General features: G+C 71.8%; 15 protein-coding genes. 4 read left to right on the top strand and 11 right to left on the bottom strand.

The genetic code is table 11. From position 1 onward, the window contains the following. Position 1 precedes the first annotated feature (1 nt). The 6 genes from C892_RS0122790 to C892_RS0122760 form a co-directional block, all read right to left on the bottom strand. The gene (locus C892_RS0122790; RefSeq protein WP_017559074.1) at positions 2-322 is read right to left on the bottom strand and encodes a hypothetical protein; all 321 of its coding nucleotides are present in this window, start codon (positions 320-322) and stop codon (positions 2-4) included. Continuing rightward, entirely contained in the window at positions 319-597 is a 279-nt protein-coding gene (locus C892_RS0122785; RefSeq protein WP_017559073.1) for a hypothetical protein, read from the bottom strand. The genes C892_RS0122790 and C892_RS0122785 overlap by 4 nt, the downstream gene beginning before the upstream one ends. Continuing rightward, on the bottom strand, positions 597-824 hold the full coding sequence (locus tag C892_RS0122780) for a hypothetical protein (protein ID WP_017559072.1): 228 nt from the start codon (positions 822-824) through the stop codon (positions 597-599). Before C892_RS0122780 ends, C892_RS0122785 begins: the two co-directional genes overlap by 1 nt. Next, positions 824-1,159, bottom strand: coding sequence for a hypothetical protein (locus C892_RS0122775; RefSeq protein ID WP_152513455.1), 336 nt, complete (start codon positions 1,157-1,159; stop codon positions 824-826). Before C892_RS0122775 ends, C892_RS0122780 begins: the two co-directional genes overlap by 1 nt. 127 nt (positions 1,160-1,286) lie before the next feature. Further along, the gene (locus C892_RS0122765) at positions 1,287-1,514 is read right to left on the bottom strand and encodes a hypothetical protein (protein ID WP_017559069.1); all 228 of its coding nucleotides are present in this window, start codon (positions 1,512-1,514) and stop codon (positions 1,287-1,289) included. 92 nt (positions 1,515-1,606) lie between these two features. Beyond that, the gene (locus tag C892_RS0122760; RefSeq protein WP_017559068.1) at positions 1,607-2,086 is read right to left on the bottom strand and encodes a hypothetical protein; all 480 of its coding nucleotides are present in this window, start codon (positions 2,084-2,086) and stop codon (positions 1,607-1,609) included. Between the two features lie 199 nt (positions 2,087-2,285). Here C892_RS0122760 and C892_RS0122755 point away from each other — a divergent pair, with 199 nt between their 5' ends. Both C892_RS0122755 and C892_RS0122750 read left to right on the top strand, forming a co-directional pair. Further along, on the top strand, positions 2,286-3,056 hold the full coding sequence (locus C892_RS0122755) for a GntR family transcriptional regulator (protein ID WP_017559067.1): 771 nt from the start codon (positions 2,286-2,288) through the stop codon (positions 3,054-3,056). Beyond that, positions 3,053-3,481 carry an NUDIX hydrolase gene (locus C892_RS0122750; RefSeq protein WP_017559066.1) on the top strand — a complete coding sequence of 143 codons (429 nt, stop codon included), beginning with the start codon at positions 3,053-3,055 and terminating at the stop codon, positions 3,479-3,481. Before C892_RS0122755 ends, C892_RS0122750 begins: the two co-directional genes overlap by 4 nt. Here C892_RS0122750 and C892_RS31455 read toward each other — a convergent pair. Both C892_RS31455 and C892_RS0122745 read right to left on the bottom strand, forming a co-directional pair. After that, positions 3,474-3,944, bottom strand: a complete 471-nt coding sequence (locus tag C892_RS31455; protein WP_152513454.1) for a hypothetical protein — start codon at positions 3,942-3,944, stop codon at positions 3,474-3,476. The two genes, C892_RS0122750 and C892_RS31455, sit on opposite strands and share 8 nt — an antisense overlap. Before the next feature lie 625 nt (positions 3,945-4,569). Beyond that, the gene (locus C892_RS0122745; protein ID WP_017540859.1) at positions 4,570-4,881 is read right to left on the bottom strand and encodes a hypothetical protein; all 312 of its coding nucleotides are present in this window, start codon (positions 4,879-4,881) and stop codon (positions 4,570-4,572) included. A 145-nt stretch (positions 4,882-5,026) separates the two neighbouring features. Here C892_RS0122745 and C892_RS0122740 point away from each other — a divergent pair, with 145 nt between their 5' ends. Continuing rightward, positions 5,027-6,250 (top strand): hypothetical protein, encoded by a 1,224-nt coding sequence (locus tag C892_RS0122740; RefSeq protein WP_017559065.1) that lies wholly within the window; start codon positions 5,027-5,029, stop codon positions 6,248-6,250. 90 nt (positions 6,251-6,340) lie between these two features. Here the strand turns inward: C892_RS0122740 and C892_RS0122735 are convergent, their stop codons facing one another. Together C892_RS0122735 and C892_RS0122730 are read right to left on the bottom strand one after the other, a co-directional pair. Continuing rightward, the gene (locus tag C892_RS0122735) at positions 6,341-7,645 is read right to left on the bottom strand and encodes a M14 family metallopeptidase (RefSeq protein ID WP_017559064.1); all 1,305 of its coding nucleotides are present in this window, start codon (positions 7,643-7,645) and stop codon (positions 6,341-6,343) included. Positions 7,646-7,849: 204 nt separating this feature from the next. Next, positions 7,850-8,515 carry an AIM24 family protein gene (locus tag C892_RS0122730; protein WP_017540856.1) on the bottom strand — a complete coding sequence of 222 codons (666 nt, stop codon included), beginning with the start codon at positions 8,513-8,515 and terminating at the stop codon, positions 7,850-7,852. Between the two features lie 131 nt (positions 8,516-8,646). Here C892_RS0122730 and C892_RS0122725 point away from each other — a divergent pair, with 131 nt between their 5' ends. After that, complete coding sequence (locus C892_RS0122725) at positions 8,647-10,845, top strand: phosphodiester glycosidase family protein (protein WP_026124567.1); 2,199 nt, start codon at positions 8,647-8,649, stop codon at positions 10,843-10,845. On the opposite strand, the gene C892_RS30145 is transcribed toward C892_RS0122725, so the two are convergent. After that, positions 10,842-12,305 carry a serine/threonine-protein kinase gene (locus C892_RS30145; RefSeq protein ID WP_051060593.1) on the bottom strand — a complete coding sequence of 488 codons (1,464 nt, stop codon included), beginning with the start codon at positions 12,303-12,305 and terminating at the stop codon, positions 10,842-10,844. The genes C892_RS0122725 and C892_RS30145 overlap by 4 nt on opposite strands. Between the last annotated feature and the right edge of the window lie 42 nt (positions 12,306-12,347).

Raw genomic sequence — 12,347 nt, 5'->3', positions numbered from 1 at the left:
GTCAGCCCTTCTTGTAGAGGAACTGCTTGCGGTACTCGCGCGCGAACTTGCGCCCTTCGGTCTCCAGCCCCTTGGCCAGCTCGTTGGCTCGGCGAAGCCGCTTGGCCACGCGGCGGGCCTGGAGCTTGGCGTCCAGCCCGAGCAGCAGCGGATTGCCGTGCAGCCGGGACATGGCGGCCTGGGAGTCGCCGGCCGCCATCTCGTACTCGAAGGCCAGCTGCTGGGAAAGCTTCTTGAGCGCAGTCGCGTAGTCGCTGAAGGCCTGCTCCAGGGACCCCTCGAAGGGGATCTCGGCAAGCTCCTTGATGCGCTGCTCGCTCACCTGCGCACCTCCTCTTCGTCGATGACTTCGGCGTCGATCACCTCGGGGTGGGCCGCGCGCTCGTAGGCGTCGGCCAGCCAGCGGAGGAACGCGCGCACCGACAAGGTGAGCGGGCGCGTCCCTGCCGCGGCGGTGACGAGGGCATCGAGGGCGGTCAGGGCCAGAACCGCCAGGAAGGCCGCGATGGCCAGTGCGGAGCGCAGCCGCGCGCCCTGCGGCGGGCCGTCGGACGCGGCGAACCGGACGCTCTGAAGCGGATAGCTCCGGCGGCACATCACAGCCCCCTGCTCAGGGCGCGGAAGAAGGGCTTGAGCGCGACCTCCCAGAGGGCGATGCCCACGGCCGCGCCGAACAGCGCCATCCACACCGGTGAGCCGGGTTCCAGGCCGGTGAGGTTGTCGAGCAGGGACCAGACCAGCCAGGCGAAGAGCAGCAGCACGGCGGCCGCGGCCAGGGGACGGCTCGCCCCGGTCGACCGGCGCGGGCGCGTGCGGGCGGCCATCACAGGGTCCCCCATTCGAGCTCGAAGGTCGGGTCGCCCAGGGGGATGCGGTGGGTCATCAGCTCGCGGGCGGCGGCTTCGGGCCGGTTGTTGTCAGCGGCCGGCGACCAGTCCCGGGCGCGGATGACCGCCCAAGGGCCAGTGCCACTGTCGTCGCTGATGGCGACCACGTCGCCGCGGATGATCTCCATGTCGGGTTCGGTGCCGAGCACGTTGCCGTCGGCGTCGCGGACCAGGCGCCTGGTGTGGTGGCGCACCACCACGGGCGTGCCGGAGACCAGGGCATCCAGGACGGCTTGGACAAGGTCGGTGATGCGGGCGCGAAGGGTAGGCACGTTGGCCTCCTTGAAGGTTCTGTTCAGCGGCATCAGGAGTGCGGGCGCATAAGCACCCACGTCAGGACGATCAGCGCGGCGAGTCCGAGGAGCGGCAGAAGCACTCCCATGCGTCCCTCCCGGCGGTTCAGGCCGCCCGCTGCCGCCACGAGGCGGCGGGGGCGGGGGTGGTGTCGGGCTTCGGCTGCTGCTCAGCGGTCATGTCGGCCAGCGCCGTCACGCGGGCGAGGAACTCGTCGAAGGGCTCTCCCAGACGGCGGGGAGCGGCCATCTCCCGATAGAGCTCCGGGGCGATGGCGTCGGCCGGGTAGTCGGTGTCGTCGTGCGGGAACAGGGCGTTCGCGTCGGCGCTCATGAGTCCTCCAGATGGGGTTTTCGGGCAGGGCAGAGCAGCGCCGGGGGCGCTGGTAGAGGGCAGTGAGTAGAGGGCGGCAGGCGCCACCGGGGTTATGCGGCCAGGTCGGTGACCAGGCGAAGGCGGGTCCACAGCGAGCCGTGGTTCAGCAGGAAGGCGAGGATGCCGGGTCGGGGCGAGGGGCCCCAGCCGCGGACGGTGGCCTCAGCGTTGGCCATGTCGGTGTCGAGGACTTCGGCCACGTCGGCGGCGTAGGCGGCGACCAGGGCGTCGGCCTCCAGGGCCGCGATGTCGTCGGCGAGGTCGTTCAGCTCGTCTTGGCTGGGCTCGCGGGGCTCGGACCGCTGCGGCTCGGGCTGCTCAGCGGCGGGAACGTGGGTGCGCGGGTCCTCGCCGATGGTGCCAGTGGCCTCGCGCGGCAGCAGTGCATGGTCGATGCCAGCCTCTTCGGCCAGCACCCGCAGTGCGGCCTCCTGGTCGGCGGTGGCGACCTCGCCGTAGAGGAGGGCCTTCAGCTCGTCACGGTCGATCGCGGCCAGCAGGGTGCGAGGGGGCGTGTCCGAGATGGTCATCAGGCTCTCCAAGGCATAGAGGGGTCCTCACCAGGGGCGGCGTCTTCCCGCTCCGGGCAGGTACTGATGACTGTAGGTACTTATTGCATAAGCGTCAAGACTTATCGCATAAGTTGGAGCGAGAAGCCGATCCGCAGACGCGACACCAGGGGCGATACCTTTGGGCGGGAGCACACATATGTCGGAAGGCGGTCCGGATATGCCGAACCTTGAGCAGCCGCGGGCCCGGTACAAGCAGGTCGCTGAGCTGCTCCGGGAGGCCATCCAGCAGGGCGAGTACCCGCCGGGGTCGACCCTGCCGAGTCAGCCAGAGCTCGCCCGCCAGTACGGGCTCAACCAGAGTTCGATCAGCCGAGCCGTCGCGATGCTGCAGGCCGAAGGCTTGATCCGAACGGAGCACGGCCGCGGGTCGGTCGTGCTTGACGTCCCCACCGTGAAGCGTGTGCGGCGCATTGACAAGGACTACCGAACCGAGCCCGGGGGAAGCGCCTACGCTGACCAGGTCTCTCAGTCAGGACGCACTCCTCGCGCTCCCCTCGTCCAGTGCGAAGCGATCCTTCCTCCAGCGGACATCGCCGAAGTACTGCAGCTCGATGAGGACCAGGAAGCGCTCATCCGCAAGCGGCACATGCTCGCCGAAGAGAAGCCGGTTCAGATCGCGACTTCCTACATCCCGATGGATATCGCCGGCAGTGTCGACCTCGCCTTCCCTGACACTGGCCCGAGTGGTATGTACGCACGGATCGCTCAGCGTGGGTACGGACCGGTGCGCTTCACCGAAGACATCGATGTGCGGCCAGCGGAACCGGACGAAGCCGACTTCCTCAATCTGGCGCCCAGCCAACCGGTCTTCGCGATCCTGAGGACAGCCTTCGACGCCGGCGACCGGCCTGTCGAAACCTGCCTCAACGTTCTGTCCGCCGCACAATGGCGCCTGACTTACTCCTGGCGCCAGGAGGGAGACGCGTGAGCGACACGCCGCGTCACAGCGTCAGCGTCACCGGTGTCGTGGTCCGCTCCGACGGCCACGTGCTAATGATCAAGCGAGCCGACGACGGTCGCTGGGTGCCGCCAGGCGGTGTTCTGGAGCTTGACGAGTCGCCGGAGGCCGGCGTCATCCGCGAGGTTTTGGAAGAGACCGGAGTCGAGGTCAAACCAGAGCGCCTGATCGGTGTCTACAAGAACATGAGGCTTGGAGTGGTCTCCCTGGCCTTCCGCTGCCACCCGGTAGCCGGCGAACCGCGGGCGACCGACGAAGCTTTCGTCGCCTCGTGGCTGAGCGTCGAAGACGCCATAGATGCGGCACCTGAGGCGCGCGCAGTACGTGTCACCGATGCGTTTCGGGAGGATGGTCCGTTTGTCCGGGTCCACGATGGGACGTGGCTTCTCACTTGAGCCGACTAAGTTGTCGAGCGGCGTGGTGTTTATGTGCGTTATCGCACATATCTTTGAAAAATGGCCACAGGTCTTGTCCGTGGCGATTTTCCTCTATGGTTCTTCTTTTTATAAACCACTTCCCGGCTTCTTCTAGTTGAAGGAAAGTGGCGCCCCATAATTTCATCACTTCTCTTTCCTTGATGTGTCCCTTCTCTTGATAGAATCCGACAATGTCAAGCAATGCCATGGCGTGGTTGATCAAGTCCCTTTCCTTGTCGATTGGCATCCGACCTCGCTTTTTTGCTTGATGGAGTAGACGCCTCCCTTTTTGTGCGTCCAGCTGTGTCATCTGGTGATGTAGGCGCAGGAATAGCTCTCTTTTGTCTATTTTGCGCGAGTAGATAAAAGCCAAGATGGAAGTCGCGGCGGCCGCAATGGAGGTGATGATTGCGATCAAGGAGAGCCAGGTGATCCCGCTCATTTTTGCCTCGCCTTGCCGACTAAATGTGCCAATACCTGATTGTAGTGCTTCTTTGAGGTAAATTATTTCAAGCTTTAGTAAATATCCAGGATATATTTCTTTTGGTTCGTCGATCCGCGGTGGCCTTCGTAGGATCTTATGCTTGGTTGGCGTGGTTTGTGAGGCGGGGCTTCATGCTCTTGTTCAAGCTAGCCATTGGGGGTCCCTGCTGTTCAGCGGCGAACGAGGGCGTTTCAATGTGGACGCTGCGGACTCTGTGCGAACACTGATCTGATCTCTCAGCGTCCGCAGTGTCCGTGCTGGTCGCTCATGCCATCGCCTCTCCTGTGGGCGCTGCGGACACTGTTGCCCCTTAAAGCTCTAAAGAGACCCCTATGGCTAGCTTCTTGGGGGGTAACGCGGGCGCTGCGCTGAATGCGCGCTGAAGGTCGCTGCTCTGCTGGAGAGATCTGGGGGGTGTGCAGTTCAGAGCGCTATTCGGTGGGGAGTGTGCTATCGCCTGAAAAGCGGAAGGTCGGCGGTTCGACCCCGTCCCTGGCCACTCGTAAGAGAGTGTGACAGACCCCGTGATCTGCAGGAGCAGACGCGGGGTCTTTTCGTGTGCCCCAGGGGCGGGCCCGAGCCCTCACAGGGGCAGGCCGGGGATCGGGAGTTGGCCCTCGGGGACGCGTAGGGGGCCCTGGAGGCGGAGGCAGCGGCGGCAGGTGACCGGGGCGGTGCTGCGCCGCAGCCGCATCGGGTCGGGGGCGGCTCCGCAGGCGGGGACCGCGACCAGGACGCCGAGGCGGTGCAGGTCCTCCAGGGCGTGGACCACGTCCGAGCCGCCCACGGTGGCGTTCACGCCGACGAGGGCCGAGCGCCTGCCGTGCAGGCGGGCGGCCAGGTGGTCCGCCCCCGTGTCGGGGAAGAGCGACAGAGGGGCCTCGGCGTCCCGCATGTGCCCGAACCCTACCCCCGGGCGCCCCGTCCCTTCCGCCGTCCCCGCCGCGGCCCTTTTGGGAAGGCGCTTTCCGTGCTAGCTTCCGTCCTCCCCCGGAGGTGGGAGCGATTCCCCCCCCCGCCCGCTCTCAGGAGGACCGACCATGCGTTCCACCGAGCACCCCCACGACCGACGGCGCCGGCCCCGAGCCCTGCGCCGTCCCCGGCGCGGAGCCCGCGTCCTGGCCGCGGCCGCCGCGGCCATCGGCACCGGGACGGCCCTCGCCGCCGCCCCGCTCCCCGGCGCAGGGGAGGCGTCCGCCGCCCCCGCCGCCGCGTGCGGTGACGGCGGCTTCCACGCCGAGGCCGTCCGCGACGGCGACACCTGGACGTCCCGCAACGGCGGCGACGTCGTCTACCAGGGCGGCGCCATGCTGGAGGCCATGCGCGCCGCCGTGGACAGCCTCGACCCCGGCCGCACGGAGCAGCAGGGCGTCGTGGTCCGCGGCTCCGGCAGCATCCCCGCCGACGCCTCCCTCGACCTGCCCAGCCACACCTCCCTGGAGGTCTGCGGCACCATCGACGTGAGCGGCACCCCGACCGGGAACAACGCCGCGGTGCGCATCCGACACGCCCGGGACGTCTCCGTCCCCCACCTGTCCGTGACCGGGACCCCCTACTTCGGCGTGTGGGTCCGCACGTCGCAGAACGTGCACTTCGGCCAGGTCGGCCTGCACCTCTCCAGCGGCCTGGGGATGCGCATCGACAGCCGCGACGACGACTCGGTGCGCGAGGCCCGCGACATCTCCATCGACGACGTCCGCGTCTCCGGCACCGACAACCACGGCGTGGAGACCTACGGCGTCGACGGCATCGACATCGGCACCGTGACCGCGCGGAACACCGGGTACTCCGGCCTCCTGCTCAACGACACGGTCAACGCCTCGGTCGACCGGGTCGACGCCGAAGGGGCCGGGACGGGCACCGGTTACGCCGCCTTCCGGATGGCCAACCGCAACGGTCTCCTCGACGGCGGCTACCCGGCCAACATCCGTGTGGGCGAGGTCCGCGCGCGCGGGGGCGGCAGAGGTCTGTTCTGCGTGTCCGAGAGCGGAGGCGCCGTGATCGAGCGCGTGGACATCGCGGACACCGGAAGCAACGCGGCCTTGATCGAGAACTGCCACAACGTCACCGTCGGCACTGAAGGCGGCACCATCGCGGGTCCCGGGGACATCCGGATCGCGGCCCGGAGCGAGTTCGCCAACACCTCGGACGTCACGTTCGAGAACCTGACCCTCCGGGACACCGCGTTCAACGAGAGGCCGTGCGCGGTCAACACCGTTCTGCGGAACATCACCTGGGACGGCAGCGCCGACAACTCCTGCTGACGGCCGCGAGGGGCCGGACACGAGAGGGGGTGTTCCGCTCCCGAGGGGGGAGAAGGAGCGGAACACCCCCGTGAGGGGAACGGTCTCGGGTCAGCAGTACTCGTCTTCCTTGTCGATCACCCGGTACGGGCAGTCGGCGTAGCCGAGCAGGTCCAGCACCGCCTCGCGGTTGCGGGAGGTCTCGCGCGGGATGATCTCGTCACCGGGGTAGAACCCGCCTCCCCAGTGGCTGGAGGGGTACATCTCGAAGGTGTAGTTGAAGATCCGCTGTTCGCCCCAGAGCCAGTCGTTGATCGTCCCGTCGGTGATGTACAGGTCGCTCGACTGCTGCGGCGTGTACCCGTTCGATCCGGCCATGAGGCGGCCGAGCTCGGCATGGGTGTCGTACTCGTCCCGGCTCATCCCGGGCCCGGTCTCGTCGTAGGTGTAGCCGTAGGGCCAGAGGATGAGCTCGCCGTAGGTGTGGAAGTCGATGGCGGCCGTGATCTGCTGCTCGCCGCCGACCACGCGGCTGCGGACGAAGTCGGCCACCTGCCGGACCTCGGGTGCCGACTCGGGGGAGGCGCCCCGGTAGGTCTGCGAGGACGGGCTCGAGGAGGAGCCGCCGCAGCACCCCCAGTTGTAGTCCCAGTTGCGGTTCAGGTCGGTGCCCACCGACCAGGAGCCCTGGTTGGGCTGGCGGTTCTTGCGCCAGCTCTTGTAGGACCCGTCGGAGATGTCGTGCTCGGCGCCGTCCGGGTTGAGGTTGGGCAGGATCCAGATCTCGCGGGTGTCGACCATCTCGGTCACCCGCGGGTCCGTCCCGTAGTCGTCGGTGAGCATGCCCAGCAGGTAGACCGCCATCTCCACGGTCAGGTGCTCGCGGGCGTGCTGGGAGTGGGTGAACAGCACCTCGGGCCGGTCGTGGTCGGTGGCCACGTCGGAGGTGATCTTGACGGCCATCAGGTCGCGCCCCTCATGGGAGGAGCCGACGCTGACCTTCGCGGCGATGTCGGGGTGGTCGGCGACGGTCTTGTCCACGACGTCGGTGAGCTCGGCGTAGTCGTGGTAGTCCGAGTCCGAGGGCGGGAAGTCCAGCGCCCCGGGCCCGTCCTGGCCGGGACCGGGCAGCGGGGTGACCTCGTGGCCGAGGCCGGCCACCGCGTCGGCCTGTCCGGGCGCGGCGGTCACGACCACGCTGTCCTCGTTCACCTCGTCCACGGCGGCGCCGGTGGCGGCGATCTCGGTGCGCTCCTCGGCCGTGTCCGGCCCGGCGACCAGGTACCGGCCGGGGGCCTCGGCCGAGGCGGGTGCGGGGGAGTCGGGTGCGGGGGAGGCCGCCGCGGTTCCGGCGGCGGCGGTGGTCAGCAGGAGGGCGGCCGTTGCGGTCGCCGCGAGGGATCGGCGTGCGTGCATGGTGCGGGGCCTCCTGACGGGTGTGGGGGACATGCGTCGGCGGAGTCCACCCGTCAATTGGAGGTGCGCACGCGCGCGGGGGTCAACGATCGGGGACGAAAACCGTTCAACCGTTGAACAGTCGTCTCACCGGACCCGCGATGACAGGGCCGTGTGCCCGGACCGGCGGCGCCGGGTGGCCTGATGCGGCCACCCGGCCGGGGGTCATCCCGAGGCCGGCTGCGCCACCGGCGCGCCTTCGGAGGCCTGCACCAGGACGAAGCCCCGCCCCTCGAAGGAGATCTGGAAGGCCTCGCCGCTGCCGCGCCCGATGAGCGCCCCCGCCTTGGCGGTGCGCCGCACCCCGGTCGTCAGCGAGGTGGACCAGGCCACCGCGGCGTCGGTGTCGGCGAAGGTGGGCTGGTCGACGTCGAGCAGCACCGGCGAGCCGTGGCAGGCGACGGCGATGCGCCCGTGCCCGCTGAACACGGTGTTGAAGAGTCCGCCGGCGGCCATGCCCGCCCCCTGGACCCGCTGGATGTCCCAGCTCAGCCCGGGCTCGAAGGCCAGCACGTTCTCCCCGTTGACGGTGAGGGAGTCGCCTTCGAGGTCGATCAGGTGCACGTCCCAGGCGTCGCGGGCGAGGAACACGTCGCCCCGCCCGCTCACCGTCATCAGGGGCGCGCCCTCGCCGGTGAACGCCTTCTTGAGGAACCGGCCCATGCCGCCCGAGCCCTTGTAGGCGAAGTCCACGTCGCCCTGGTAGGCGACCATCGCGCCCTGGCGGGCGATGAACTCCCCGTCGAACCGGACTCTGAGCATCTTCGGATTCTGGAGCGACATGCCCGGCTGGTCGTTCTCGCGTGCCTGCTCGAACAGAGGACTGCGCATGGGTGACCCCGTCCCTTCCCGAAGGGCGTGTTCCGGGGCACGGTGCCCCGACTCCCTGGACGCGCCGAACGTACCAACGGTTCCGCCGGGGCTCCCGGGCCCACCGCGCGCAGGCGTGTACTTTATGCGCAATGGTGATCACGGAGAGTCTTCGTGGGTGGGCGGCGCGGGTGCGGACGGCGGCGGTCTCCACGGCGGCCGTGCTCATGGCCGCCGCTCCCGCCGCTCAGGCGTCCCCGGCCCCCGACGCACCGCGCACCGCCCCGGTGGCCCCCGGCGTCGACCTCGCCCTGGACCGGCCCCCGGGCCAGGCGGGCCACGCCCTCTCCCTGCTCACCGCGGACCTGGACGCGGGCGCGCAGGTCCACTACGTCGACGGCGGCGCGGTGGCGGGGACCGCGCCGGTGGCGGACATGGCCGGCGCCCATCCCGTCCCCGGAGGCCGCAGTACCGTCGCCGCGCTCAACGGGGACTTCTTCGACGCCGGGGCCTCCTCCGCGCCCCTGGGTGCGGCCGTCCAAGAGGGCAGGGCGCTCTCCTCGCCCGCACCGGACCGCCGCCACGCGGCCGTCATCGGCGAGGACGGCCGCGGGTCCGTGCGCGAGGTGCGGTTCACCGGAACCGTGCGCACCCCCGCCGGCGCGGTCCGGCTCGACGCACTGAACGCGCCCCGGATCCCCGAGGACGGGCTGGGGCTGTTCACCGAGGAGTGGGGGACCGCCTCGCGCACGCGGGCCGTGCGCGGCGCCGACCGGGTCGCCGAGGCGGTGCTGGCCCGGGGCGCCGTACGCGAGGTGCGCGCGGGCGCCGGGAAGGGCCCCGTCCCGGCGGGCGAACGGGTGCTGGTGGGGCGGGGCGCCGGGGCCGACCTGCTGTCCGGCCTGGACGAGGGCGACCCGGTCACCGCCGAGTACCGGATCGAGGCCGGGGGTGAGCGGCCCCGGACCGTGCTGGGCGGCCGCCGTGTGCTGCTCCGGGACGGCCGGCCCACCGGCGCCGACGACGGCGCCCGCCAGCCGCGCACCGCCCTGGGCTTCGGCGCCGGCGGCACCCGTATGGTGGCGGTGGCCGTCGACGGCCGGGTGCCGGGCGCCCCCGGGGCCACCCTGGGCGAGGTGGCCGAGGCGCTGCGGAAGGCCGGCGCCACCGAGGCGATCGAGCTCGACGGCGGCGGATCGTCGGCCCTGCTGGCCCGCGACCCCGGCGGGCGGCGGCTCAGCGTGCGCAACCGCACCGGCGAGGCGCCCCGGGAGGTCCCCAACGGCCTGGTGGTCACCGCCCCGGCGGGCGACGGCGCGCCGTCCGGGCTGTGGCTGCGGCCCCGGCTGGACCACCGGCCCGGCCACGGTGCGGAGGCGCCCGCGCAGGACGACCCCCACCGGCTCTTCTCCGGGATGCGCCGCACCCTGGAGGCCGGCCTGCACGACGCGGCGTTCGGCCCGGTCGCCGGTGGAGCGCGCCCACCAGGGCTGCGGCTGTCCGCGCCGGACGGAACGGTGCACGGGAGCGCGTTCCGGGGCGGGGCCCCGGGGACCGTACAGGTGACGGGCGAGGCGTCCGGAGTGCAGGGGAGCGTGGAGCTGGAGGTGCTTCCCGGCCCGGAGCGCTTGGAGGCCGCGCCTGACCGGCTCTACTTCCCGGGGCGGGGGGACTCCGATGCGTTCGTCGTAGCGGGGGTGGCGCCGGACGGCACCCGCGCTCCTGTGGAGCCGGGCGACTCCCACGTGCGGGCCGACCCGGACCTGGTGTCGGTGGAGCGCCATGAGGACGGCAGCTTCGAGGTGTGGCCGGGGACGGACAAGGGGGCGGGGGAGGTCACCGTCGAGGCCGGTGGCGCGCGCGTCGAGGTGCCGGTGTCGATCGGTTCGGCGACCGGGAGCCTGGCCTCCTTCGAGGACGGTGACGCGTGGACGGCCGAGGGCGTCCGCGCGGACGCCTCGCTGCGACCGGTCGAAGGAGGGCACGGGCACGGGGTCGCGGTCCGCTACGACTTCACGGAGCCGGCCCGGACGAGGGCGGCCTATGCGCTCCCGCCGGAGCCGATCCCCGCGCGCCCCGCGGCGTTCGGGTTCGGCCTCCAGGTGAAGGGCGACGGCAAGGGGGCGACGGTCGCTCTGGCCGTGGTCGACGCCGAGGGCGTCCGCCATCCCCTGTACGGCCCCCGGGTCGCCTGGAAGGGGCCGCGGCAGGTGGAGTTCGATGTTCCCGACGACGTCGTGCAGCCACTGACCGTTGAGTCGGTGTACCTGGTTGAGACGGACGGCGCTCGCTCTTACAAGGGCAGGGTGGTCATCTCCGACCTCACGGCCGAGCTGGGGCTCGTTCCCTAGAGGGCCGAGGGGCTCGGCGTGTTCGGGGGCTGGGCTGTCGGCGCGTCGCTGGGCGGGTCGCTCGGCGGATCGCTGGGCGGGTCACTGGGCGGATCGCTCGGCGGGTCGGAGGGCGGATCCGAAGGCGGGTCGCTCGGCGGGTCCGTGGGCGGATCGGATGGCGGGTCCGTCGGAGGATCGCTCGGCGGCTCCTGGGGCGACGGCGAGGTGCTGGGGGTGGCGCCGGGAGAGGCGCTGGGCGAAGCGCTCACGGGCGGGCTCGGCGACGGGCTCGGCTCAGGGGCGCGCTCCCGGCCCTCGTCGGCCTCGTCCCGTGCCTCGGTGCTGCCGCCCTGGAGGGCGTCGGCGGGCGACGTGCCGGGGGAGCCGCCGGGAGCGACGGGCGCCGCCTGCTCCGGGGGCGCCTCGGGCCCGATCACGCCGTTCAGCACCGCCCAACCGGCGAGCCCGCCCATGGCGAGCAGCCACCCGGCGGAGACCGCCAGCAGGAACCGCTGCCGCCTGCGCGCCCTCTCGCGGTCGGTCAGGTGCGTCCGCTTCGGCGCCCGTTCCGCGGGGAGCGGTGCCTCCGCGCCCGCAGGGGCGGGCGTCACCGCACGGCCGGCTCCGTGCGCGTTCGGGCGCCGGGGCAGGCTCGGCGGTTCGGGCACGGGCGGGGGTTCGGACGCCTCCACCACCCGGATGCGCTCGGCCGGCCCCGGCACGGGCGCCCCGTCCGGGACCCGCGTCGCGGGGTCGTCCGCCGCACGCGCCCCCGCGCGGAGCACCTCCTCCTCGCCCGCGCCCCCGCCGGCGGGGAGTCCGAGCAGCGCCCGCAGCACCGCGGCGGCGGCGGGGCGCCGGTCCGGGTCGTCGAGGAGGCAGGCGTCGGCCAGCCGGCGCAGCGGTTCGGGGACGCCCGCGGTGTCCGCCGGGGCGCCGCGCAGCCGGTCCGGCACCGCCACCAGGTCCTCGGTGTCGACCGGGAACCGCCCGCGCGCGGCGAAGGCGACCACCTCGGCCCAGGCGTAGACGTCGGCCGCGCACGCGGCGGGGGACGGCGTGCCGCCGCCCACCACCCGCGGGCCGTCCGGCCCCAGCACCACGTCGCCCGGGGTGAGGCGGCCGTGCGCGGCGCCCGCCCGGTGCAGCGCGGCCAGCGCGGTGGCGGCGGCGACGGCCACCCGGTCCAGGGCGGCGCCGCACAGCGGGCCGTCCCGCTCGACCGCGGAGGCCAGGTCGGGGCCGGGCACGTGCGCGGAGGCGGTGTAGGGGGGATCGGCGCCGGGCTCGGCGGCGAGCAGGCGCGGGGTGCACAGTCCCGAGGCCGCGCGCAGAGCGGGGGCGGCGGCCGCACCCGCTGCCCCGACCGTGACCGCGGCCGGGGTGCCGTCCGGCCCCGCGGCCAGGTAGACGGTGCGGCCGAGCCGCGCGGTGACGCGGTAGGGGCCGATGCGCTCCGGCGCGGTCGCCGCCGCCACAGGACCACCTCCGGTTCGTCCGCTTCGTCCGACTCCTCACTC

This window comes from Nocardiopsis baichengensis YIM 90130 (assembly GCF_000341205.1).
In the GTDB taxonomy this organism is placed as follows: domain Bacteria; phylum Actinomycetota; class Actinomycetes; order Streptosporangiales; family Streptosporangiaceae; genus Nocardiopsis_A; species Nocardiopsis_A halophila.
The sequence above is the reverse complement of the archived record's forward strand: the minus strand, read 5'-3'. Positions and strand labels throughout refer to the sequence as shown.